General features: G+C 52.6%; 19 protein-coding genes, 2 tRNA genes and 3 rRNA genes. 9 read left to right on the forward strand and 15 right to left on the reverse strand.

What is annotated here, in order from left to right; translation table 11 throughout:
* Positions 1-10: 10 nt before the first annotated feature.
* From dkgB to gmhB, 7 genes are all read right to left on the reverse strand, one after another.
* Positions 11-814, reverse strand: coding sequence for a 2,5-didehydrogluconate reductase DkgB (gene dkgB / locus O6D90_RS18895; RefSeq protein WP_016155739.1), 804 nt, complete (start codon positions 812-814; stop codon positions 11-13).
* Between the two features lie 164 nt (positions 815-978).
* Positions 979-1,055 (reverse strand) — tRNA-Asp (locus O6D90_RS18900).
* A 55-nt stretch (positions 1,056-1,110) separates the two neighbouring features.
* Positions 1,111-1,226: ribosomal RNA gene (gene rrf, locus O6D90_RS18905) — 5S ribosomal RNA — on the reverse strand.
* Between the two features lie 96 nt (positions 1,227-1,322).
* Positions 1,323-4,229, reverse strand: a 23S ribosomal RNA gene (locus tag O6D90_RS18910).
* Between the two features lie 219 nt (positions 4,230-4,448).
* A tRNA-Glu gene (locus O6D90_RS18915) sits at positions 4,449-4,524 on the reverse strand.
* An 85-nt stretch (positions 4,525-4,609) separates the two neighbouring features.
* Positions 4,610-6,151, reverse strand: a 16S ribosomal RNA gene (locus O6D90_RS18920).
* Together the 16S, 23S and 5S rRNA genes with 2 tRNA genes alongside form the textbook arrangement of a ribosomal RNA operon.
* A 364-nt stretch (positions 6,152-6,515) precedes the next feature.
* Positions 6,516-7,082, reverse strand: a complete 567-nt coding sequence (gene gmhB / locus O6D90_RS18925; protein ID WP_016155738.1) for a D-glycero-beta-D-manno-heptose 1,7-bisphosphate 7-phosphatase — start codon at positions 7,080-7,082, stop codon at positions 6,516-6,518.
* A 189-nt stretch (positions 7,083-7,271) separates the two neighbouring features.
* On the opposite strand from gmhB, the gene metN reads away from it, so the two are divergent.
* From metN to O6D90_RS18960, 7 genes are all read left to right on the forward strand, one after another.
* Entirely contained in the window at positions 7,272-8,303 is a 1,032-nt protein-coding gene (gene metN, locus O6D90_RS18930) for a methionine ABC transporter ATP-binding protein MetN (protein ID WP_016151782.1), read from the forward strand.
* Positions 8,296-8,949, forward strand: coding sequence for a methionine ABC transporter permease MetI (locus tag O6D90_RS18935; protein ID WP_016151781.1), 654 nt, complete (start codon positions 8,296-8,298; stop codon positions 8,947-8,949). The genes metN and O6D90_RS18935 overlap by 8 nt, the downstream gene beginning before the upstream one ends.
* A 44-nt stretch (positions 8,950-8,993) precedes the next feature.
* On the forward strand, positions 8,994-9,809 hold the full coding sequence (metQ, locus tag O6D90_RS18940) for a methionine ABC transporter substrate-binding lipoprotein MetQ (protein WP_006686809.1): 816 nt from the start codon (positions 8,994-8,996) through the stop codon (positions 9,807-9,809).
* Positions 9,810-9,925: 116 nt separating this feature from the next.
* Positions 9,926-10,330 (forward strand): Rcs stress response system protein RcsF, encoded by a 405-nt coding sequence (rcsF, locus tag O6D90_RS18945; RefSeq protein WP_016151780.1) that lies wholly within the window; start codon positions 9,926-9,928, stop codon positions 10,328-10,330.
* Positions 10,327-11,034: a tRNA (N6-threonylcarbamoyladenosine(37)-N6)-methyltransferase TrmO gene (gene tsaA, locus O6D90_RS18950; protein ID WP_016155737.1), complete on the forward strand. Its 708-nt coding sequence runs from the start codon at positions 10,327-10,329 to the stop codon at positions 11,032-11,034. The genes rcsF and tsaA overlap by 4 nt, the downstream gene beginning before the upstream one ends.
* Positions 11,035-11,147: 113 nt before the next feature.
* Positions 11,148-12,866, forward strand: coding sequence for a proline--tRNA ligase (proS, locus tag O6D90_RS18955; protein ID WP_016151778.1), 1,719 nt, complete (start codon positions 11,148-11,150; stop codon positions 12,864-12,866).
* A 52-nt stretch (positions 12,867-12,918) separates the two neighbouring features.
* Positions 12,919-13,743 (forward strand): YaeF family permuted papain-like enzyme, encoded by an 825-nt coding sequence (locus O6D90_RS18960; RefSeq protein ID WP_271143185.1) that lies wholly within the window; start codon positions 12,919-12,921, stop codon positions 13,741-13,743.
* A gap of 47 nt (positions 13,744-13,790) precedes the next feature.
* Here the strand turns inward: O6D90_RS18960 and nlpE are convergent, their stop codons facing one another.
* From nlpE to O6D90_RS18975, 3 genes are read right to left on the reverse strand one after another with little or no spacing between them, the layout of a single operon-like run.
* Positions 13,791-14,492 (reverse strand): envelope stress response activation lipoprotein NlpE, encoded by a 702-nt coding sequence (nlpE, locus tag O6D90_RS18965; protein ID WP_087121852.1) that lies wholly within the window; start codon positions 14,490-14,492, stop codon positions 13,791-13,793.
* 30 nt (positions 14,493-14,522) lie between these two features.
* The gene (gene arfB, locus O6D90_RS18970) at positions 14,523-14,945 is read right to left on the reverse strand and encodes an alternative ribosome rescue aminoacyl-tRNA hydrolase ArfB (protein WP_016151775.1); all 423 of its coding nucleotides are present in this window, start codon (positions 14,943-14,945) and stop codon (positions 14,523-14,525) included.
* Entirely contained in the window at positions 14,945-15,487 is a 543-nt protein-coding gene (locus tag O6D90_RS18975) for a YaeQ family protein (protein WP_016155735.1), read from the reverse strand. Before O6D90_RS18975 ends, arfB begins: the two co-directional genes overlap by 1 nt.
* 188 nt (positions 15,488-15,675) lie before the next feature.
* On the opposite strand from O6D90_RS18975, the gene O6D90_RS18980 reads away from it, so the two are divergent.
* Together O6D90_RS18980 and rof are read left to right on the forward strand one after the other, a co-directional pair.
* Positions 15,676-15,876, forward strand: a complete 201-nt coding sequence (locus tag O6D90_RS18980) for a YaeP family protein (RefSeq protein ID WP_003018499.1) — start codon at positions 15,676-15,678, stop codon at positions 15,874-15,876.
* A complete protein-coding gene (rof, locus tag O6D90_RS18985) occupies positions 15,863-16,123 on the forward strand; it encodes a Rho-binding antiterminator (RefSeq protein WP_016151773.1) in 261 nt (86 codons plus the stop codon). Before O6D90_RS18980 ends, rof begins: the two co-directional genes overlap by 14 nt.
* Positions 16,124-16,177: 54 nt before the next feature.
* Here rof and tilS read toward each other — a convergent pair whose 3' ends face one another.
* From tilS to dnaE, 5 genes are all read right to left on the reverse strand, one after another.
* A complete protein-coding gene (gene tilS / locus O6D90_RS18990; protein ID WP_016155734.1) occupies positions 16,178-17,470 on the reverse strand; it encodes a tRNA lysidine(34) synthetase TilS in 1,293 nt (430 codons plus the stop codon).
* Positions 17,471-17,531: 61 nt separating this feature from the next.
* Complete coding sequence (locus O6D90_RS18995; RefSeq protein ID WP_016155733.1) at positions 17,532-17,921, reverse strand: VOC family protein; 390 nt, start codon at positions 17,919-17,921, stop codon at positions 17,532-17,534.
* A gap of 66 nt (positions 17,922-17,987) precedes the next feature.
* A complete protein-coding gene (gene ldcC / locus O6D90_RS19000) occupies positions 17,988-20,126 on the reverse strand; it encodes a lysine decarboxylase LdcC (RefSeq protein ID WP_016155732.1) in 2,139 nt (712 codons plus the stop codon).
* A gap of 99 nt (positions 20,127-20,225) precedes the next feature.
* Complete coding sequence (gene accA, locus O6D90_RS19005) at positions 20,226-21,185, reverse strand: acetyl-CoA carboxylase carboxyl transferase subunit alpha (RefSeq protein ID WP_003018513.1); 960 nt, start codon at positions 21,183-21,185, stop codon at positions 20,226-20,228.
* 12 nt (positions 21,186-21,197) lie between these two features.
* On the reverse strand, positions 21,198-24,680 hold the full coding sequence (gene dnaE, locus O6D90_RS19010; protein WP_016155731.1) for a DNA polymerase III subunit alpha: 3,483 nt from the start codon (positions 24,678-24,680) through the stop codon (positions 21,198-21,200).
* Positions 24,681-24,697: the final 17 nt, after the last annotated feature.

Genomic DNA, 24,697 nt, shown 5'->3' on the forward strand with positions numbered 1-24,697 from the left:
GGTCGGGCAATTAATCCCAATCAGGGGCCAGGCCTTCCGGGCTGACCAGACGATCGTTGCAGTCCAGTGCCGCGATCGCTTTTTTATCTTCAGTATCCAGATGCAGGTCCAGCGCCAGCAAGTTGCTTGCAAGGTTTTCACGCTTGGTAGATGAAGGGATCACGGAGTAACCTTCATCCATTGCCCATGCCAGAATAACCTGCGCCGGGGTCGCGTTATGTTTAGCGGCAATGCGTGCAATCACTTCATCTTTTAGCGCCTTACCGTAAGCCAGCGTCATGTAAGAGGTGATGTGGATACCGTGCGCTTTAGCCCAGTCAACCACCTTACGACTCTGCAGATACGGAGACAGCTCAATCTGGTTGGTCGCGATATTGTCTGCACCTACTGTAGCAATGGCTTTTTCCATCAGTGGAATAGTGAAATTTGAGACACCAATTTCGCGAGTCAGCCCCTGTTCTTTCGCTTCAAGCAGCGCCTGCATAAATTCTTCAACGGATACCGCATCGCCCGGAGATGGCCAGTGGATCAGCGTCAGATCGACATAATCCGTACGCAGTTTCTTCAGACTTTCTTTCAGACTTGGGATCAGTTTGTCTTTGCTGAGATTTTCAATCCAGATCTTGGTAGTGATGTACAACTCGTTACGCGGTACGCTACTTTCGGCAATCGCCTGACCAACAGCCGCTTCATTTTCATAGATTTGCGCAGTGTCGACAGCACGGTAGCCCAGCTCAAGCGCCGTTTTGACAGAAGCGATAACCACGTCGTCTTTCAGGCGAAACGTACCTAAACCAAATGCAGGGATAGTCATAGAATTCCTCTTTTTAATCACTATGTTCGTTAACTGAGAGGATTATGACCATCAGTTCTTTGCCGAAAAAGAGTGAAAAATGCAGAGGATTTTTGCGGATTCAGCAATAATTAAATCGCTGGAAAAGAAAAAGCCCTGAGCGTTAGCTCAGGGCTCTTAATAAGTGGCGGAACGGACGGGACTCGAACCCGCGACCCCCTGCGTGACAGGCAGGTATTCTAACCAACTGAACTACCGCTCCACCGAATTTCTTTGTCACTACCCGGATTATTCATCCCGGTTTACTGCAATTTGATGCCTGGCAGTTCCCTACTCTCGCATGGGGAGACCCCACACTACCATCGGCGCTACGGCGTTTCACTTCTGAGTTCGGCATGGGGTCAGGTGGGACCACCGCGCTACAGCCGCCAGGCAAATTCTGTTTATCAACACGCTTTTCGCATGTCGATGTAATCTGTAATCAAGCTGAATTTCGATGTCTCTTTCGCCAAAACACCTTCGGCGTTGTAAGGTTAAGCCTCACGGTTCATTAGTATCGGTTAGCTCAACGTATCGCTACGCTTACACACCCGACCTATCAACGTCGTCGTCTTCAACGTTCCTTCAGGACCCTTAAAGGGTCAGGGAGAACTCATCTCGGGGCAAGTTTCGTGCTTAGATGCTTTCAGCACTTATCTCTTCCGCATTTAGCTACCGGGCAATGCCATTGGCATGACAACCCGAACACCAGTGATGCGTCCACTCCGGTCCTCTCGTACTAGGAGCAGCCCCCCTCAATTCTCCAGCGCCCACGGCAGATAGGGACCGAACTGTCTCACGACGTTCTAAACCCAGCTCGCGTACCACTTTAAATGGCGAACAGCCATACCCTTGGGACCTACTTCAGCCCCAGGATGTGATGAGCCGACATCGAGGTGCCAAACACCGCCGTCGATATGAACTCTTGGGCGGTATCAGCCTGTTATCCCCGGAGTACCTTTTATCCGTTGAGCGATGGCCCTTCCATTCAGAACCACCGGATCACTAAGACCTGCTTTCGCACCTGCTCGAGCCGTCACTCTCGCAGTCAAGCTAGCTTATGCCTTTGCACTAACCTCCTGATGTCCGACCAGGATTAGCTAACCTTCGTGCTCCTCCGTTACTCTTTAGGAGGAGACCGCCCCAGTCAAACTACCCACCAGACACTGTCCGCAACCCGGATCACGGGTCTACGTTAGAACACCAGCCATTAAAGGGTGGTATTTCAAGGTTGGCTCCATGCAGACTGGCGTCCACACTTCAAAGCCTCCCACCTATCCTACACATCAAGGACCAGTGTTCAGTGTCAAGCTATAGTAAAGGTTCACGGGGTCTTTCCGTCTTGCCGCGGGTACACTGCATCTTCACAGCGAGTTCAATTTCACTGAGTCTCGGGTGGAGACAGCCTGGCCATCATTACGCCATTCGTGCAGGTCGGAACTTACCCGACAAGGAATTTCGCTACCTTAGGACCGTTATAGTTACGGCCGCCGTTTACCGGGGCTTCGATCAAGAGCTTCTCCTTACGGATAACCCCATCAATTAACCTTCCGGCACCGGGCAGGCGTCACACCGTATACGTCCACTTTCGTGTTTGCACAGTGCTGTGTTTTTAATAAACAGTTGCAGCCAGCTGGTATCTTCGACTGATTTCAGCTCCATGAGTAAATCACTTCACCTACATATCAGCGTGCCTTCTCCCGAAGTTACGGCACCATTTTGCCTAGTTCCTTCACCCGAGTTCTCTCAAGCGCCTTGGTATTCTCTACCTGACCACCTGTGTCGGTTTGGGGTACGATTTCGTGTTACCTGATGCTTAGAGGCTTTTCCTGGAAGCAGGGCATTTGTTACTTCAGCACCGTAGTGCCTCGTCATCACACCTCAGCGTTAACAAGACTCCGGATTTACCTGGAATCTCCGCCTACATGCTTAAACCGGGACAACCGTCGCCCGGCTAACATAGCCTTCTCCGTCCCCCCTTCGCAGTAACACCAAGTACAGGAATATTAACCTGTTTCCCATCGACTACGCCTTTCGGCCTCGCCTTAGGGGTCGACTCACCCTGCCCCGATTAACGTTGGACAGGAACCCTTGGTCTTCCGGCGTGCGGGTTTTTCACCCGCATTATCGTTACTTATGTCAGCATTCGCACTTCTGATACCTCCAGCATGCCTCACAGCACACCTTCAACGGCTTACAGAACGCTCCCCTACCCAACAACACATAGTGTCGCTGCCGCAGCTTCGGTGCATGGTTTAGCCCCGTTACATCTTCCGCGCAGGCCGACTCGACCAGTGAGCTATTACGCTTTCTTTAAATGATGGCTGCTTCTAAGCCAACATCCTGGCTGTCTGTGCCTTCCCACATCGTTTCCCACTTAACCATGACTTTGGGACCTTAGCTGGCGGTCTGGGTTGTTTCCCTCTTCACGACGGACGTTAGCACCCGCCGTGTGTCTCCCGTGATAACATTCTTCGGTATTCGCAGTTTGCATCGGGTTGGTAAGTCGGGATGACCCCCTAGCCGAAACAGTGCTCTACCCCCGAAGATGAGTTCACGAGGCGCTACCTAAATAGCTTTCGGGGAGAACCAGCTATCTCCCGGTTTGATTGGCCTTTCACCCCCAGCCACAAGTCATCCGCTAATTTTTCAACATTAGTCGGTTCGGTCCTCCAGTTAGTGTTACCCAACCTTCAACCTGCCCATGGCTAGATCACCGGGTTTCGGGTCTATACCCTGCAACTTAACGCCCAGTTAAGACTCGGTTTCCCTTCGGCTCCCCTATTCGGTTAACCTTGCTACAGAATATAAGTCGCTGACCCATTATACAAAAGGTACGCAGTCACCCCATAAAGAGGCTCCCACTGCTTGTACGTACACGGTTTCAGGTTCTTTTTCACTCCCCTCGCCGGGGTTCTTTTCGCCTTTCCCTCACGGTACTGGTTCACTATCGGTCAGTCAGGAGTATTTAGCCTTGGAGGATGGTCCCCCCATATTCAGACAGGATACCACGTGTCCCGCCCTACTCTTCGAGTTCACAACACATGCACTTTTGTGTACGGGACTATCACCCTGTACCGTCGGACTTTCCAGACCGTTCCACTACCACACATGCTGATTCAGACTCTGGGCTGCTCCCCGTTCGCTCGCCGCTACTGGGGGAATCTCGGTTGATTTCTTTTCCTCGGGGTACTTAGATGTTTCAGTTCCCCCGGTTCGCTTCATTACGCTATGTATTCACGTAATGATAGTGTGACGAATCACACTGGGTTTCCCCATTCGGAAATCGCCGGTTATAACGGTTCATATCACCTTACCGACGCTTATCGCAGATTAGCACGTCCTTCATCGCCTCTGACTGCCAGGGCATCCACCGTGTACGCTTAGTCGCTTAACCTCACAACCCGAAGATGTTTCGTAAAACACTTCAGTGTTGCGAAAATTTGAGAGACTCGGACACACCGCTTTTCATTTCTTATTACGGAGAAATGAAACAGTGTGTCGTTTCAATTTTCAGCTTGATCCAGATTTTTAAAGAGCAAATATCTCAAACGAGACTCGAAAGTCTGTTTTGAGATACTTCGGTCGGCGACTTTCACTCACACATACCAGCAAGTGGCGTCCCCTAGGGGATTCGAACCCCTGTTACCGCCGTGAAAGGGCGGTGTCCTGGGCCTCTAGACGAAGGGGACACTGAAGTCTCAATCGCAAGACGCCTTGCTATTTACTTTTCATCAGACAATCTGTGTGAGCACTACAAAGAACGTTTCTTTAAGGTAAGGAGGTGATCCAACCGCAGGTTCCCCTACGGTTACCTTGTTACGACTTCACCCCAGTCATGAATCACAAAGTGGTAAGCGCCCTCCCGAAGGTTAAGCTACCTACTTCTTTTGCAACCCACTCCCATGGTGTGACGGGCGGTGTGTACAAGGCCCGGGAACGTATTCACCGTGGCATTCTGATCCACGATTACTAGCGATTCCGACTTCATGGAGTCGAGTTGCAGACTCCAATCCGGACTACGACATACTTTATGAGGTCCGCTTGCTCTCGCGAGGTCGCTTCTCTTTGTATATGCCATTGTAGCACGTGTGTAGCCCTACTCGTAAGGGCCATGATGACTTGACGTCATCCCCACCTTCCTCCAGTTTATCACTGGCAGTCTCCTTTGAGTTCCCGACCGAATCGCTGGCAACAAAGGATAAGGGTTGCGCTCGTTGCGGGACTTAACCCAACATTTCACAACACGAGCTGACGACAGCCATGCAGCACCTGTCTCAGAGTTCCCGAAGGCACGTTCGCATCTCTGCAAACTTCTCTGGATGTCAAGAGTAGGTAAGGTTCTTCGCGTTGCATCGAATTAAACCACATGCTCCACCGCTTGTGCGGGCCCCCGTCAATTCATTTGAGTTTTAACCTTGCGGCCGTACTCCCCAGGCGGTCGACTTAACGCGTTAGCTCCGGAAGCCACGCCTCAAGGGCACAACCTCCAAGTCGACATCGTTTACGGCGTGGACTACCAGGGTATCTAATCCTGTTTGCTCCCCACGCTTTCGCACCTGAGCGTCAGTCTTTGTCCAGGGGGCCGCCTTCGCCACCGGTATTCCTCCAGATCTCTACGCATTTCACCGCTACACCTGGAATTCTACCCCCCTCTACAAGACTCTAGCCTGCCAGTTTCGGATGCAGTTCCCAGGTTGAGCCCGGGGATTTCACATCCGACTTGACAGACCGCCTGCGTGCGCTTTACGCCCAGTAATTCCGATTAACGCTTGCACCCTCCGTATTACCGCGGCTGCTGGCACGGAGTTAGCCGGTGCTTCTTCTGCGAGTAACGTCAATTGCTGTGGTTATTAACCACAACACCTTCCTCCTCGCTGAAAGTACTTTACAACCCGAAGGCCTTCTTCATACACGCGGCATGGCTGCATCAGGCTTGCGCCCATTGTGCAATATTCCCCACTGCTGCCTCCCGTAGGAGTCTGGACCGTGTCTCAGTTCCAGTGTGGCTGGTCATCCTCTCAGACCAGCTAGGGATCGTCGCCTAGGTGAGCCGTTACCCCACCTACTAGCTAATCCCATCTGGGCACATCCGATGGCAAGAGGCCCGAAGGTCCCCCTCTTTGGTCTTGCGACGTTATGCGGTATTAGCTACCGTTTCCAGTAGTTATCCCCCTCCATCGGGCAGTTTCCCAGACATTACTCACCCGTCCGCCACTCGTCACCCAAGGAGCAAGCTCCTCTGTGCTACCGTTCGACTTGCATGTGTTAGGCCTGCCGCCAGCGTTCAATCTGAGCCATGATCAAACTCTTCAATTTAAGTTTGATGCTCGTGAATTAAACTTCGTAATGAATTACGTGTTCACTCAGAGACTTGGTATTCATTTTTCGTCTTGCGACGTTAAGAATCCGTATCTTCGAGTGCCCACACAGATTGCCTGATAAATTGTTAAAGAGCAGTTGCGACGCGCTTTAGCGCTCTGTCGCGAGGTGGCGTATATTACGCTTTCCTCTTTCAGAGTCAACCCTCATTTTCAGGTTTTTCTCTTCAACCGAACCGGCTGTTTGTGTGAAGTGATTCACATCCGCCGTGTCGATGGAGGCGCATTATAGGGAGTCGACTCAGGAAGACAAGCGGAAAAATGCATTTTTGTTTCAACCGCTCACCTTTTATCCATTGCGCTTACTTTTGCTGCTTTTTTATCGCCATTGGCAGGTCTGCCAGACTGTTTATGACCAAATCTGCCGAATTTTCTGCTTCCGGCGTAACAGGTTTACCCGTGCGCACCAGAACCTTCGTTCCAACATTCGCCGCTGCCGCTGCCTGCATATCTTCTATCTTGTCGCCTACCATATAGGAAGCGGCCATGTCGATATGCAGGAAGTCTCGGGCGGAGATCAACATTCCAGGATGCGGTTTACGACAGTCGCAGACCTGACGATACTCTTCTACTGTGCCCTGCGGATGATGCGGACAATAGTAGATACCATCCAAATCAACGTCGCGATCGGCCAGCGACCAGTCCATCCATTCGGTCAACGTTTCAAACTGTGCCTCAGTAAATTTGCCACGAGCGATACCAGACTGGTTTGTCACGATAATGAGCGCGTAACCCATATTTTTAAGTTCACGCATGGCATCAATAACGCCGTCGATAAACTCGAACTCGTCAATCTCATGTACGTAACCGTGGTCCACATTAATGGTGCCGTCGCGGTCGAGAAAAATTGCGGGTACAGATTTTGCCACCTTTTATAGCTCCTGAATAAGGCATGTGGCTCTAGTATCGCATGTTTCGGCGGGCAAGAAAGTGCTCATCGTGCAAAGCTAGATTGATTTAGACGTCTGGATGCCTTAACATCCATCTTGTTGACGGCTTCGACCGTCCCAGACAGACGAAAATGCCACGGCTAACTTAATTACGATAATAAATAACCAATGATTAAACTTTCGAATATCACCAAAGTGTTCCAGCAGGGGACTCGCACCATTCAGGCGCTAAATAAAGTCAGCCTGCACGTTCCTGCCGGGCAGATTTATGGCGTCATTGGCGCCTCCGGTGCCGGTAAAAGTACGCTCATTCGCTGCGTTAACTTACTTGAACGCCCAACTGAGGGCAGTGTTCAGGTTGGCGGTCAGGAGCTGACGACGCTTTCTGAATCCGAGCTGACTAAAGCTCGCCGTCAAATCGGCATGATTTTCCAACACTTTAACCTGCTCTCTTCCCGTACCGTGTTTGGCAACGTCGCGCTGCCGCTGGAACTGGATAACACGCCAAAGGAAGAGATCAAACGCCGTGTAACAGAACTGCTGGATTTAGTCGGCCTTGGCGACAAGCACGACAGCTACCCGGCCAACCTTTCCGGTGGACAAAAACAGCGAGTGGCGATTGCGCGTGCGCTGGCCAGCAATCCAAAAGTGTTGCTGTGTGATGAAGCCACCAGCGCACTTGATCCGGCAACAACCCGCTCGATTCTGGAATTATTGAAAGACATTAACCGTCGTTTGGGACTCACCATTCTGCTGATCACCCATGAGATGGACGTTGTAAAACGCATTTGTGACTGCGTAGCGGTCATCAGTAATGGTGAGCTGATTGAGCAGGACACCGTCAGCGAAGTGTTCTCCCACCCGAAAACGCCGCTGGCACAGAAATTTATCCAGTCCACGCTACACCTGGATATCCCGGAAGATTATCTGGAACGTTTAAAAGCAAAGCCAGAAGCCGACAGCGTGCCAATGCTGCGCATGGAATTCACCGGTCATTCGGTTGATGCGCCATTACTTTCTGAGACGGCCCGTCGCTTTAACGTGAATAACAACATTATTAGCGCGCAGATGGATTACGCCGGCGGCGTGAAGTTCGGCATCATGCTGACTGAAATGCACGGCACACAGGAAGATACGCAAGCAGCCATTAACTGGTTGCAGGAACACCATGTAAAAGTAGAGGTACTGGGTTATGTCTGAGCCGATGATGTGGCTACTGGTTCGCGGCGTATGGGAAACGCTGGCAATGACCTTTGTGTCCGGTTTTTTTGGTTTTGTGATTGGCCTGCCGGTTGGCGTGTTGCTGTACGTAACGCGGCCGGGGCAAATCATTGAGAACGCGAAGCTCTACCGCACGCTCTCTGCACTGGTGAATATTTTCCGTTCCATCCCGTTCATTATCTTGCTGGTGTGGATGATTCCGTTCACCCGCATGATCGTTGGCACCTCTATTGGGCTGCAGGCCGCTATCGTCCCGCTGACCGTCGGCGCCGCGCCGTTTATCGCCCGTATGGTGGAAAACGCGCTGCTCGAAATCCCGACCGGGCTGATTGAAGCCTCCCGTGCAATGGGCGCCACGCCGCTGCAAATTGTACGTAAGGTATTACTTCCAGAAGCACTGCCTGGACTGGTCAATGCGGCCACCATCACCCTTATCACGCTGGTGGGGTATTCCGCGATGGGCGGTGCCGTCGGTGCCGGTGGCCTTGGCCAGATTGGTTATCAGTACGGTTATATTGGCTACAACGCTACCGTCATGAATACAGTGCTGGTATTGCTCGTCATTCTGGTTTATTTAATTCAGTTATCCGGCGATCGCATCGTCCGGGCTGTCACGCACAAATAACGTTGCACACAACACTAAAAACTCATTAAGAAAAGGAAATAAGCATGGCGTTCAAATTCAAAACCTTTGCGGCAGTTGGAGCCCTGATCGGTTCTCTGGCACTTGTGGGTTGCGGTCAGGATGAAAAAGATCCTAACCACATCAAAGTGGGCGTTATTGTTGGCGCAGAGCAGCAGGTCGCAGAAGTCGCGCAGAAAGTGGCTAAAGAAAAATACGGTCTGGACGTTGAGCTGGTCACGTTTAACGATTACGTCCTGCCTAACGAAGCACTGAGCAAAGGCGATATTGATGCTAACGCCTTCCAGCACAAACCGTACCTGGATCAACAGATCAAAGATCGCGGCTACAAACTGGTTGCTGCAGGTAATACTTTTGTTTACCCGATTGCGGGCTACTCTAAAAAAATCAAATCACTGGATGAGTTGCAAGAAGGTTCTCAGGTCGCGATTCCAAACGATCCGACTAACCTTGGCCGCTCCCTGCTGCTGCTGCAAAAAGTGGGCTTAATCAAACTGAAAGACGGTGTTGGTCTGCTGCCGACCGCGCTGGACGTGATTGAAAACCCGAAAAACCTGAAGCTGGTTGAACTGGAAGCGCCGCAGCTGCCGCGTTCCCTGGACGATGCGCAAATCGCACTGGCGGTCATCAACACGACCTACGCCAGCCAGATCGGCCTGACCCCGGCTAAAGACGGTATCTTTGTTGAAGATAAAGATTCTCCGTACGTAAACCTGATCGTGACTCGTGAAGACAATAAAGATGCTGAGAATGTGAAGAAATTCGTTCAGGCATACCAGTCTGACGAAGTGTACGAAGCAGCAAACAAAGTCTTCAACGGCGGTGCTGTTAAGGGCTGGTAATTTTAGGCTGTTTCCAGAATCTGTAATATCATCAGGACGGGCGCTTGCCCGTCTTGTCATTTATGCAAGCACCTGATTCAATATCTGACGTTTAGATCATTCATTGAGGAAATATTATGCGTGCTTTACCGATCTGTTTAGTAGCACTCATGCTGAGCGGCTGTTCTATGTTAAGCAGATCCCCTGTTGAACCCGTTCAAAGCACCGCTACCCCGCCTAAAGCGGAGCCGGAAAAACCCAAAGCACCGCGCGCGGCGCCGGTAAGAATCATTACTAACGCTGAAGATTTAGTTGGCAAACCGTTCCGCGATCTCGGCGAAGTCAGCGGCGAATCCTGCCAGGCATCCAACCAGGATTCTCCACCGAGCATTCCAACCGCACGCAAACGCATGCAGATTAACGCATCTAAAATGAAAGCAAATGCGGTATTGCTGCACAGTTGCGAAGTAACCAGCGGAACGCCGGGTTGCTATCGCCAGGCGGTTTGCATCGGTTCTGCACTGAACATTTCGGCGAAATGAGCCATTTTCAGTTCGAGCAAATAGGCGTTATCCGCTCACCTTATAAAGAAAAGTTCGCCGTTCCACGCCAGCCGGGTCTGGTGAAAAGTGCCAACGGTGAACTGCATTTGCTCGCACCTTATAACCAGGCCGATGCCGTTCGCGGCCTGGAAGCCTTCAGCCATTTGTGGGTGATTTTTGTTTTTCACCAGACAATGGAAGGTGGATGGCGTCCAACCGTGCGCCCTCCCCGTCTTGGCGGCAATGCCAGAATGGGCGTTTTTGCCACGCGTTCAACGTTTCGTCCGAACCCTGTTGGCATGTCGTTGGTTGAGCTGCGGGGCATCCGTTGCCATAAAGAGCACGTAATCCTTGAGCTCGGCGGGCTGGATCTTGTTGATGGCACGCCGGTAGTGGATATAAAACCATATCTGCCGTTTGCCGAATCGCTGCCTGATGCTCGCGCCAGCTATGCTCAGGACGCGCCGCAGGCCAGTGTAGACGTGACGTTCAGTGAAGAGCTTGCTGAGCAACTACCAAAGCTCGAACAGCGTTACCCGCATCTTCGTCAGTTTATTGCCGAAGTGCTGGCGCAGGATCCGCGTCCTGCCTACCGTAAAAACGAGGAAGAAGGCAAAACCTATGCCGTCTGGTTGCTGGACTTTAACGTCCGCTGGCGCGTGACGCCGTCAGGATTTGAGGTCTTTGCTCTGGAAGCCCGCTAATTTGCATCGCGTACTCTTTTGACATCCCCTTCTCGCTGGTAAACTAAACCACTTTTGTTTTGTGCCAGGCTCATTTTGAGCCTGTTCGATCGTTCAACTGGAACCGTAACAACATGCGTACTAGCCAATATCTGCTCTCCACTCTGAAGGAGACACCTGCCGACGCCGAGGTCATCAGCCACCAGCTGATGCTGCGCGCCGGGATGATCCGCAAGCTGGCCTCTGGGTTATATACCTGGCTGCCGACCGGCGTGCGCGTCCTGAAAAAAGTCGAAAACATCGTGCGTGAAGAGATGAACAACGCCGGTGCGATCGAGGTGTTGATGCCGGTCGTTCAGCCTTCTGAACTGTGGGAAGAGAGCGGCCGTTGGGAACAATACGGCCCGGAACTGCTGCGTATTGCTGACCGTGGCGATCGTTCGTTCGTACTCGGCCCAACGCATGAAGAAGTGATCACCGACCTGATCCGTAATGAGCTGAGCTCTTACAAACAGCTGCCGCTGAACTTCTATCAGATCCAGACCAAATTCCGTGACGAAGTGCGTCCGCGCTTCGGCGTGATGCGTTCCCGCGAATTCCTGATGAAAGATGCCTACTCTTTCCACACCTCTCAGGAATCTCTGCAGGAAACCTACGACGCGATGTACGCTGCGTACAGCAAAATCTTCAGCCGTATGGGGCTGGATTTCCGTGCGGTACAAGCGGATACCGGTTCTATCGGCGGCAGCGCCTCTCACGAATTCCAGGTGCTGGCGCAGAGCGGTGAAGACGATGTGATCTTCTCTGACTCTTCCGACTATGCGGCAAACATCGAGTTTGCCGAAGCTGTTGCACCGAAAGAACCGCGCGCCGCTGCAACGCAGGAAATGACGCTGGTTGATACGCCGAACGCTAAAACCATCGCCGAGCTGGTTGAACAATTCAACCTGCCTATCGAGAAAACCGTGAAAACCCTGCTGGTGAAAGCGGTTGAAGGCAGCAGCTACCCGCTGGTTGCGCTGCTGGTTCGTGGCGATCACGAGCTGAACGAAGTCAAGGCGGAAAAACTGCCGCAGGTTGCCAGCCCGCTGACCTTCGCCACCGAAGAAGAAATTCGTGCGCTGGTTAAAGCAGGTCCTGGATCTCTGGGTCCGGTGAACATGCCGATTCCGGTGGTTATCGACCGTACCGTTGCGGTAATGAGCGATTTTGCTGCCGGTGCCAACATCGACGGTAAACACTATTTCGGTATCAACTGGGATCGCGACGTTGCCACCCCGGAAGTGGCTGACATTCGTAACGTGGTCGCCGGCGACCCAAGCCCGGATGGCAAAGGTACGCTGATGATCAAACGCGGTATCGAAGTGGGCCATATCTTCCAGTTGGGTACCAAGTACTCTGAAGCGATGAAAGCCGCCGTTCAGGGAGAAGATGGTCGTAACCAGACGCTGACCATGGGCTGCTACGGTATCGGGGTCACTCGCGTTGTGGCTGCTGCGATTGAACAGAACTACGACGATCGCGGCATTGTATGGCCAGACGCCATTGCCCCGTTCCAGGTTGCTATTCTGCCGATGAACATGCACAAATCCTACCGTGTGCAGGAGCTGGCTGAAAAGCTGTACGCGGAGCTGCGCGCGCAGGGTATTGAAGTGCTGATGGACGATCGTAAAGAGCGTCCAGGCGTGATGTTTGCTGATATGGAGCTCATCGGTATTCCGCATACCATCGTGCTGGGCGACCGTAACCTCGACAACGACGATATCGAATACAAATACCGTCGTAACGGCGAGAAAGAGCTGATTAAAACCGGCGACATCGTCGACTACCTGGTCAAAGCTATTAAAGGCTAATACCAGCACAAGGCCCTGAGGATCAGGGCCTTTTTTACATGGATTGTATAAAATGGCTAAACCAACGGCGTATTACTGCCTGCTCCTCCCCTTCGGTCTTCTGCTTTCAGCCTGCACGATTGACGTCAGTCAGCAAAATTCATCAGCAACGGCTGTTGATGCCCAGGCAAAGAAATGGGAGATAAAACTCCAGCATCAAAGTTCATTTACCGATCAAGCGCTGCATGAAATTACGGATACCGACCTCAGGCCGGGCGACCTGCTGTTTTCCTCTAGTCTTGGGGTGACCTCATTTGGTATTCGCGCGTTCAGCACCTCTTCTGTCAGCCATGTCGCCGTTTACCTTGGCGATAATGAAGTTGCCGAAGCGATCGGGGCGGGAGTACAAATCATTTCGCTCAAAAAGGCTGAAAATCACAGCGATAAGCTTTTTGCTCTGCGGGTCCCCAACCTCACACCGCAGCAGGCCGAAGAAATCAAAACATTCGCTTATAAAATCAAAGATAGCGGCTATAACTACCGCGGCATCGTCGAATTTATTCCGTTTATGGTGACCCGGCAAATATGTTCATTGAATCCTTTCTCAGAGGATTTTCGCCAGCAATGCGTCAGCGGGCTGGCAAAAGCACAGTTGAACAATACCAGTGAAGGAGAAAAGAAGGCGTGGTTTTGCTCCGAATTTGTAACCGATGCGTTTGCCACAGCCGGGCATCCGCTAACAATGGCGCAGCCGGGTTGGATTAGCCCTTCCGACCTGATGCATATGCGCGAAGGTGACATTTCCGCGTTTAAGTCTGAAACGCAGCTACAGTATATCGGCCACCTGAAGTTAGGGATTTATATCAAAACCAGCCGTTTTGTTGGATTGATCCGATAAGGAAAAACTGTCCGGCGATCGCCCGGACAGTTTTTATAAGCTGCAGATTAATCATCGCAACTCTGGCCAGGGATAAACTTAATTTCTTTATCCGCTCTTAAGGTTTTCACTGGTGTGCCCGTATCAGGATTTTCTTCCATCGTGAAGTGCCCTTCCACAGTAAGCAGAACTGCCTTATCCGTTGCACCACGCGCAGTCAGATAATCTCGCTCCAGTTGTGCATTGTTCGCGACAGAGACTCTTTTACCCGTCGCACAATCAGTGAAGGTTGCCGCGTCAGCCATATAGAAGTACATGCCCCGCATCGGCATTGGCGTCACCGGTAAGCTTGCAGAAACTGGCTCAAGCGTGTAGTTGAACTGTGACTCAATCGGGTTACCTTCACGATCGAGCATCTCCAGCGCTTCACCTTTTGCCCGGTAGTACGACTTTTCACCTTTGCTGTCAGTCAGCACCAGCTTATCGGCAGTGCGCGCCCATGTACCATAAGAGGCAAAGGAGGACGGTTCATCCCGCACGCCCTGATAGCGTTCGTTCATCACCCATGTGCCGTCTTTTTCCAGGAACAGAGAGGTTTCAATTCCTTCGCAGTCCGCGCAAGGCAAAATGCCACGCCAGCTTTGCTGCATCGGTTTTAATTCTGCCGCCCGCGTCGGCTGTAGTACATCGACTTCAGTACGGTTGTTACAGCCGATCAAGGAAAAAAGCGTGCATGCAGCGACCACGGACAATATTGCTGTTTTCACTATGAATTCCTTATAATTTTTTATTCCCGCTCGTCAGTCTTGCGTTCGACGAACTCTCCCACGCAGTGCTTTCACTGTGGATTTTTGCGCCTTCGATGACAACCTGCGCTCTTTCGAGGCGCGCGTAGGACGTGTTGCCTGTCGGCTTTTTTGCACCGCGGTTAATTCTTTTATCACCGCCACCAGTCGGGAGATTGCCGCTTCCCGATTTAGCTCCTGGCTACGGTATTCCTGCGCCTTTATGATAATAACGCCATCGCTGCTAATCAGATGATGGCTGGCGGCCAGCAGACGTTCCTTGTAATACTCTGGCAGGCCTGAGGCCCGAATGTCAAAGCGCAAATGGATAGCCGTGGAGGTCTTGTTAACGTGCTGACCGCCCGCGCCCTGTGCCCGAATCGCCGTGATTTCCAGCTCACTGTCAGGGATAGAGACGTTTCGGGAGATAACAATCATCAACGCGCCTGCCACGCGGTCAGATGAATTTCCAGATTGTTCTGAGAATCAGACAGCCAGATAGCGCCATCCTGGATAGTTGCCTGCAGCGCCATTGTACGACCAGCAAAATCACTCAGTTGCGCCAGCTGTTCATCATCCAGATACCACACGGTGAGATTTTTAAACTGCGCACACTTGTTCTGGTTTTGCTGCCACCAGATCTGGGCCGCACGGCTGTTGTAAGTAAACAGGGCAACCTCACCAGACTGGGTACAGGCTTTTTTAATACGACGCTCATCCGGCAGACCCAGTTCAATCCAGAGATCGATGCCCAGATGGTCGTTACGCAGCCATGCTTCAGGCTCGTCTTCAGCACTCAGGCCACGCGTGAACTGCAGCCGTTCATCGGCATATTTAATCCAGGCCAGCAGGCGCAGCATCATGCGCTCCTGGGTTTCAGAGGGATGACGCGCCAGCGTCAAGGCCGCGTCAAGGAACTGGTTGCGGTCGAGATCCGCTACGTTGACGACGGCTTTATAAATTGTCGCTTTAAGCGCCATGAGAGAACTCCTTTCGAATCAGGCGCTCATTGTAGCGAAAACTGCGGCAAAAGGCTGCTAACAGCTCCTCAATCAAGGCGCTGATATTGCTTGAATGAGTATGGTATAGTCACCTTGCTAAACAGAGTTTATCTTCGTAGGCTTAGACTTGCATCCACGGTTAAGTCAGAGTGCTGACAGGAGGGCATGTGGAAAAATATTGTGAGTTAATACGCAAGCGGTACGCGGAAATCGCCAGCGGAGACTTAGGGTATATCCCGGATGCGCTGGGTTGCGTATTGAAGGTGCTTAATGAAGTGGCGGCAGACAGTGCCCTTCCAGAGTCGGTCAGGGAAAAAGCGGCCTATGCTGCCGCCAACTTACTGGTGAGCGATTATGTCAATGAATGAAACGTATCAACCCATCAATTGTGATGATTACGACAATCTTGAACTCGCCTGCCAGAACCATTTGTTACTGACGCTGGCGCTAAAAGATGGCGAAGTTTTGCAGGCGAAAGCGAATGACCTGGTTTCACGCAAAAACGTGGAGTATCTGGTCGCAGATGTCGCAGGTGAAATCCGGGAGCTTCGTCTCGATAAAATTGCCAGCTTCAGCCACCCGCAAATCGGTACCGTGGTCGTCAGCGAATCTTAGCTTTTCTTGCGCCTTATCAGGCCTAAATGACCAGGCCTGATAATCGCACCGCCATCAGGCATGCCAAATCAGACTCATACCTTCTTCATCTACCGCCGCACCCTCACGCGTCACAAAAACACCCGCAGCCGCTATCAACGTTTCACCGTAAAACAACAACGGCGTGGTATCTCGTCGCCAGGGCGGGATCCCCTGCTCCTGCCAGATTTTCTTTAATTTACGTCCACCGTTACGCCCGACAATATGCAATACGCCTGGCGCTTTAAAACGAATACTGATCGCTTCACCTGCTTGCGGCATGCGCAATTCGCCAGCAGAGATTAGCTGCACCGAGCCTAACCCGGCAGGCAGCGTCAACGGCGTTTCCCGACATGACCACGGGATGACTGTTTCGCTTTGCCCGTCGACCGATTTAACCCACCATAGCTGTGACTGATAGCGACGGACCTCATATTCTCCCAGACGAAAACAGGGGGAAGCATCTTCTCGCGCCAACGCCACTTCCTGCCAGATACGTTCCAGCCCGTCCCGGGAAGGCATCGGCGCATTTACCCCCGCCAACCAGCGACGCAGCAGAGCGGCACGCCGCACGCCACTCATCATCATTAACGGTGCCAGTAACAGTGTGCCTTGGGCAGTCACGCAGCCGGCTAAATCATTGGCCAGCAGTTCATCCAGTAAACTCTCCTGCTCGGCGCACAGCGCGGCGCTGCGGGCTGCGGCTTGCGCGAAGTGCGGCCATCGTTGTTGGAGCAAAGGGGTAACGCGCAATCTGAGAAAATTGCGATCGTAGGCATCATCCTGATTACTTTCATCTTCGATCCAGCATAATTCATGCTGTCGCGCCCATGCTTCAAGCGCCTCTCGCGTTTGCGCCAGCAGCGGTCGAATCAGTTGGGTTCCGGCAAATGGTGAGCTTTCGCCCATGGCGGAGAGCCCGGCAGGACCACTGCCGCGTTTAAGCGCCAGTAGAAAGGTTTCACACTGATCGTCGAGATGCTGGGCGGTCATCAGCACTTCACCCGGTAGTAAGGTCTGCGCAAATGCCTGATAGCGCGCGCGTCGCGCCTGAGCTTCGATGCCCAGACCATCATCCTCAAGATGGACCCGTTCAACCACCAGCGGCACCTGCCACTGTGCGCATACCGACTCACAGTGTTGCACCCAACTGTCTGCCTGCGGGCTTAATCCGTGATGAATATGGATTGCACGCAAGGCAACCTCAGGATTTTGCGCTCGCCACAGTACCAGCTGATGTAGCAGCACGGTGGAGTCCAGCCCGCCGCTAAAGGCGACCAGAATCGATTGAGAATTTAGCAGTGAAGTGTTCAGCGTGAGTGTCGTCATGATGGTTACTTACAATGGCATTGCCCTGCACATTGCCGGACTAATGCCACAATGATAAGACTTACAGCTCGTACAGTTCGAGCGGTAATCCGTCCGGATCGTTAAAAAACGTAAAGCGTTTGCCGGTAAACGGATCGATACGCACGGATTCGCACTTCACGTGGTGAGCTTCCAGATACGCGATCGCTTTTTCCACGTCATCTACACTGAACGCCAGATGGCGTAAACCGCAGGCTTCCGGTCGGCTCGGACGGCAAGGCGGAAATGGAAAAGAAAAAAGCTCAATCACATACTGACCGTTCAATGCCAGATCCCCCTTCCACGAGTCACGTTCTTCCCGGTAGGCTTCGCTGATTAGCGTAAAGCCCAGCACATCACAGTAAAATGCCTTACTCGCCGCGTAGTCCGTCGCAATAATGGCAATATGGTGAACCTGTTTTAATCCCAGCATAGCGTCATCGCCTCTTTCGTTTTTCTGCCAGCACGTTACTCGTGCGTAATGGGTTCACGCAAGTCGTCATGCCATTTTTAGGACTCGCACGCGATACACGCCATCTTCACCCAGTTTAGCGCCATGGATATCGGTTTCAAATCCAGGATAGTGATGGCCCACTGAACACAACATCAGCAGAAAATCGAGTACAGCCCGACTTTTGGCCGTGATCATTTCCCCGGGCATCAAGAGCGGCACACCGGGAGGATAAGGCAGAATCATATTGGCAGAAATGCGCCCCACCAGTTGATCGAGCGCCACCGTTTCGACCTCACCTTTGATCTGCCGCTGCCAGGCCTGGTGCGGGGTCATTTTCATTTCCGGTAAGGTATCAAATGCCCGCAGCATCAGCCCGGAGAGATCGTGCTGGCGGATCAGCTTATGGATCCCCTGCGCCAGATCCTGAATACGCATATTACGATAGAAATCGGGATCCTCGGCATACAGATCCGGCAGCATATTTTTCACGCGTAAATTCAGATCGTACGAGCGTTTAAATTCCGTCAGGCCGCGCAGTAGCCCCATCGCCCGGGTTTTATCAATGCCAATACTGAACAGGAACAACAGATTATACGGTCCCGTTTTCTCGACAACGACGCCGCGCTCATCAAGGAATTTCGCCACCAGCGCCGCAGGGATCCCCTCTTCACTCATATTTCCCTGTTCATCCATTCCCGGCGTAAGAATGGTGACCTTCACCGGGTCGAGGAACATATGGTCGGCGTCGGCATCAACAAATCCATGCCAGTCTTCATCAGGCGCTACCGGCCAGCACTCCGCTTCATCGACTCTTTCCGGCTGCCAGATATCAAAGAACCAGCCATCCGACTCTTCGCGTAGCCGCTGAACTTCTTTACGGAAATGCAGCGCCCGCTCCACCGAACGATTGATTAACCGCTTGCCTGAATTGCCACGCAGCATTGCCGCCGCCGTTTCTATCGACGCGACAATCGGGTAGCTCGGGGAAGTGGAAGTGTGCATCATAAAGGCTTCGTTGAACGTCTCTTCGTCGTAGTCGCCCTTAATGTGGATCAGAGAAGCCTGTGATAGTGCCGCCAACATCTTGTGGGTTGACTGGGTTTCAAAAATCACTTTCCCCGGCACCCGTTCGCCGCTCATCCCGCTTTTCCCCTGATAGATCGGGTGAAAATGGGTATACGGCACCCAGGCAGAATCAAAATGAATGGAGGGCACATCCAGGGTTTGCTTGATCCAGTTGGTGTTATACAACAGGCCGTCATAGGTGGAATTGGTGATCACCGCGTGTACCGGCCATAGCGCCTGAGGGGTCTCTTCTACCTTGCGTTCAATGCTTGCGCGGGTGAATTCCCGACGAGGTATACCGCCGAGGATCCCCAGCGCATTGCGCGTAGGCTTCAGCCAGATTGGCACCACATCGCTCATCATTAGCAAATGCGCCAGCGACTTATGACAGTTGCGATCAATCAGTAGCGTACTGCCTGAAGGCGCGGCATACATGCCGACAATCTTGTTCGACGTCGAGGTGCCGTTGGTCACCATATAGCTCTGCTCGGCGCCAAAGGTGCGCGCGATATACTCCTCCGCTTCCAGATGAGGGCCGGTATGATCCAGCAGCGAACCCAGTTCAGTCACGGAAATAGACACGTCGGCCTTCAGAGTATTGCCGCCAAAGAAATCATAGAACAGGCAGCCTACCGGGCTTTTCTGATACGCCGTTCCCGCCATATGTCCGGGCGTGCAGAAGGTGTACTTTCCTTCCTTCACATAGGTAAACAGCGCCTTGGTGAAAGGAGGCGTGATGTTATCGAGGTATTCGCTGGTGTACTGACGGATGCGGGTTGCAATATCTTCAGACTGGCCCAGCGCATACTCAAAAAACCACAGTGCCATGCGCAGGTCGTGCGCGCTGACATCCATCGTCGAATGAGTATTAATAAAGGCGTAGAGCGGGAGATACTCGTTGAGCTGGTTGATGTCACTGCACAGATCCAGGCTGTATTCATCCCAGTCAAAAATGACACCGCAAATTCGTGGGTTATGTTCGATAAACTTAAGCAGGTCGACGCTATTCTGCGGCCAGATAATCTGAAACCCCTGCTGTTGCAGCGCACGCTCAAGTTCCTTGATGGGCTCATCTTTATAAAAGACGCCATGCGGTCCCATGATGGCAATGATATTCATGCGTTCCTCCTGGAAAAACCTTAGTTAATCATAGCCTGGTGAAACCACAGGTAAAAAAAAGGGCCACAGCGTTGTGGCCCTTTTCAGAATTAATGCAGTTTACGCGTAACCGTAGCTCATCAGACGCTGGTAACGACGGTTTTTCAAATCATCTTTGCTTAACACGTCGAGATCGGCGAGATCGGCCAGCAGCTGTGCTTTCAGGGACGCAGCCATCACTTCCGGGTTGCGGTGCGCGCCGCCCAGCGGTTCCGGAATGATAGAGTCGATAAGCTTCAGCTCTTTCAGACGCGGCGCGATAATCCCCATCGCTTCTGCGGCCAGCGGCGCTTTGTCGGCACTTTTCCACAGAATGGAGGCACAACCTTCCGGGGAGATAACGGAATAGGTGCTGTATTGCAGCATATTCACTTTATCGCCCACGCCGATCGCCAGCGCGCCACCGGAACCACCTTCACCAATAACGGTGCAGATTACCGGTACGCTCAGACGCGACATTTCACGCAGGTTGCGCGCAATCGCTTCAGACTGACCACGTTCTTCCGCGCCCACGCCCGGATAAGCCCCTGGGGTGTCGATGAAAGTAATGATCGGCATATTGAAACGCTCGGCCATTTCCATCAGACGCAGCGCTTTGCGATAGCCTTCCGGTGCCGGCATGCCGAAATTACGACGAATTTTTTCTTTGGTCTCACGGCCTTTCTGATGACCAATGATCATCACCGGACGGCCATCCAGACGCGCGATGCCGCCGACAATAGCTTTATCATCCGCATAGGCACGATCGCCCGCCAGCTCATCAAATTCATCAAATGCCAGGCGGACATAATCCAGGGTGTACGGACGCTGTGGATGGCGCGCCAGTTGGGCTACCTGCCATGCGCCAAGATCGGCGAAGATTTTACGCGTCAGCTCTACGCTTTTTTCACGCAGACGATGCACTTCTTCATCGATGTTAATATCCAGTTTCTCATCCTGACGGCTAACCGCAGTCAGAGAATCGATTTTTGCTTCCAGCTCTGCAATCGGCTGTTCAAAATCAAGGAAATTCAGACTCATAGTATTCCTGTATTAGTCAAACTCCAGTTCCACCTGCTCCGAACCAATAAGGCCACGGAGATCGTTTAGCAAACGATCGCTCGGAGAGACACGCCACGTTGTGCCAAAACGCAATCGCGCACGTGCATCCGCCCTCTGATAGTAGAGATGTACTGGAATTGTCCCCGAGCGGTGGGGTTCCAGAGACTGACGGAGTCGGTTTAAAAGCTGGTCATCAATTTGCCTGTCCGTCAGCGAGATAGCAAGCCCGCGAGCATATTTTTCCCGGGCTTCGTCAATATCCATGACTTCACGGGCCATCATTTTAAGCCCGCCGCTGAAGTCATCAAAGCTGACCTGTCCGCTGACGATAAGTATGCGGTCTTTTTCCAGCAATTGCTGGTATTTATCCAGGGCGTCGGTAAACAACATAACTTCCAGACGCCCGGAACGGTCATCCAGGGTACAGATGCCGATACGATTGCCGCGCTTGGTGACCATTACCCGCGCAGCAATGACGAGCCCCGCAGCCGTGGTGACTTTACCACGTTCTGTCGGATGCATGTCTTTCAGCCTGTGGCCTCCAACATAGCGCTCAATTTCTTTTAAATACTGGTTGATGGGGTGTCCCGTCAGGTAAAGCCCTAACGTTTCACGTTCCCCTTCTAATACCACCTGCTCCGGCCACGGTGTACAGTTAGCATAAGACTGTTCAATTTGTTCCGGCTCTTCAGCCAGCACGCCAAACATGTCCGCCTGACCCGTTGCCTCGGCTTTCGCATGCTGATCGGCGGCTTTTAGCGCATCGTTGAGCGAATTCATCAGCGCCGCACGATGCGGACCAAGGCGGTCAAACGCCCCGGACATGATTAACTTTTCCAGCACCCGGCGGTTGAGTTTTTTGATGTCCGTGCGCGCACAGAGATCAAACAGCTCGCGGAAGTAACCGCCTTCGTTGCGCGCCTCAATAATAGCTTCAATTGGCCCTTCACCCACGCCTTTTATCGCGCCGATGCCATAGACAATTTCGCCATCATCATTCACGTGAAAATGATAAAGCCCGGAGTTGATATCCGGCGGCAGGATTTTGAGCCCCATACGCCAGCATTCATCCACCAGCCCGACCACTTTCTCGGTGTTATCCATATCGGCGGTCATTACCGCCGCCATAAACTCGGCGGGGTAATGCGCCTTCAGCCATAGCGTCTGGTAAGAGACCAGCGCATAGGCAGCGGAGTGCGATTTGTTAAATCCGTAACCGGCGAATTTCTCCACCAGGTCAAAGATTTTCATCGCCAGTTCGCCGTCGACGCCGCGCTTTTTCGCCCCTTCTTCAAAGGTGCCGCGCTGCTTAGCCATCTCTTCCGGCTTTTTCTTACCCATCGCACGACGCAACATGTCCGCACCGCCAAGGGTATATCCGGACAACTCCTGGGCAATCTGCATAACCTGTTCCTGATACAGGATAATGCCGTAGGTCGGCTCCAGTACCGGTTTCAGACACTCATGCTGCCATTGTACGTCCGGGTAGGAAATCTCTTCGCGACCATGCTTACGGTCGATAAAGTTATCTACCATCCCCGACTGTAGCGGACCGGGACGGAATAGGGCCACCAGGGCGATCATATCTTCGAAGCAGTCAGGCTGCAGACGTTTGATAAGATCTTTCATGCCGCGGGATTCTAGCTGGAAGACCGCCGTGGTCTCCGAGCGTTGCAGCATGTCGAAGCTTTTCTTGTCATCCAGCGGGATAGCGGCGATATCCAGCGGCGGCTCGCCGTTCTTTTCACGGCGCGCGTTAATCATTTCCAGCGCCCAGTTGATGATGGTGAGCGTACGCAGGCCGAGGAAGTCGAACTTCACAAGGCCGGCATATTCCACGTCGTTCTTATCAAACTGAGTAACCGGGTGCAGCCCCTGTTCATCGCAGTACAGCGGCGCAAAATCGGTAATTTTGGTCGGCGCGATAACTACACCACCGGCGTGTTTACCGGCGTTACGCGTGACGCCTTCCAGCTTACGCGCCATATCGATCAGCGCTTTAACCTCTTCATCTGCCTCATAGATTTCCGGCAGTTGGGGTTCGGCTTCAAAGGCTTTTGCCAGCGTCATGCCAGGATCGGGTGGCACCAGTTTCGAAATACGGTCAACGAAGCCGTACGGGTGTCCCAGCACGCGCCCCACGTCGCGGATAACCGCTTTGGCCGCCATCGTACCGAAGGTAATAATCTGCGAAACCGCATCACGACCGTACATTTCCGCCACGTGTTCAATTACCCGGTCGCGTTTCTCCATACAGAAGTCAACGTCGAAGTCGGGCATTGAGACACGTTCCGGGTTCAGGAATCGTTCGAACAGCAGGTCAAATTCCAGCGGATCCAGGTCGGTAATTTTCAGCGCATAGGCGACAAGCGAGCCGGCACCGGAACCACGTCCAGGGCCTACCGGTACGCCGTTATCTTTCGACCACTGGATAAATTCCATCACGATCAGGAAGTAGCCAGGGAATCCCATCTGGTTGATAACTTTCAGTTCAACTTCCAGACGTTCGTCATAAGGCGGGCGCTTCTGGGCGCGAACTTCAGGGTCAGGGAACAAAAACGCCAGACGCTCTTCCAGACCTTCGCGCGATTTCGCCACGAGGAAATCCTCGGTGGTCATATCACCGGTCGGGAACTGTGGCAGGAAATACTCACCCAGACGTACCGTCACGTTACAGCGCTTAGCTATCTCAACGGTGTTTTGCAGCGCTTCCGGAATATCGGAAAACAGCTCGCACATCTCATCTTCGCTACGCATGTACTGCTGCGGCGAATAATTACGCGGGCGTTTCGGGTCGTCAAGGGTGAACCCGTCATGGATTGCCACGCGGATTTCATGCGCGTCAAAATCACCGGTTTCAAGGAAACGAACATCGTTGGTCGCCACCACCGGAAGACCACGCCTTTCCGCCAGTTCTACCGCTGCATGCAGATAATTTTCTTCATCTTGCCTACCGGTACGGATAAGCTCGAGGAAGTAGCAATTTGGAAAATGTTCTTCGTAAAACGCTACGCACTCATCAACCAGTGCGCTATTACCGCGCAGCAGGCTGCGCCCGACGTCGCCCATGCGGCCGCCGGAGAGCAAAATCAAACCTTCTTTTAACTCGGCCAGCCAATCCCGGTCGATGACCGGCCCTTCTGCGCCATAACCACGCTGATAGGCTTTCGATATCAACAACGTCAGGTTCTGATAGCCGGTATTATTTGCGGCCAGCACGGTGAGCTGCGTGAGTTCATCGCCCAGCAGTTCGCTACGGACATGAAAATCTGCGCCAACTATCGGCTTGATACCCGCACCGTGACCCGCTCCGTAAAACTTCACCAGACCACACAGGTTGGTAAAATCGGTGATCGCCAGCGCAGGCATGCCTAACGCGGCCGCCTTTTTCACCAGCGGCCCGGTTTTCGCCAGCCCATCGATCATGGAGTAGTCGCTGTGCACCCGCAGGTGGACGAAACGAGGTTCAGACATCTTCAGATTCCTTCGAC

The organism is Citrobacter sp. 21OH12SH02A-Citro (genome assembly GCF_027919895.1).
GTDB classification, from domain to species: Bacteria; Pseudomonadota; Gammaproteobacteria; order Enterobacterales; family Enterobacteriaceae; genus Citrobacter; species Citrobacter braakii.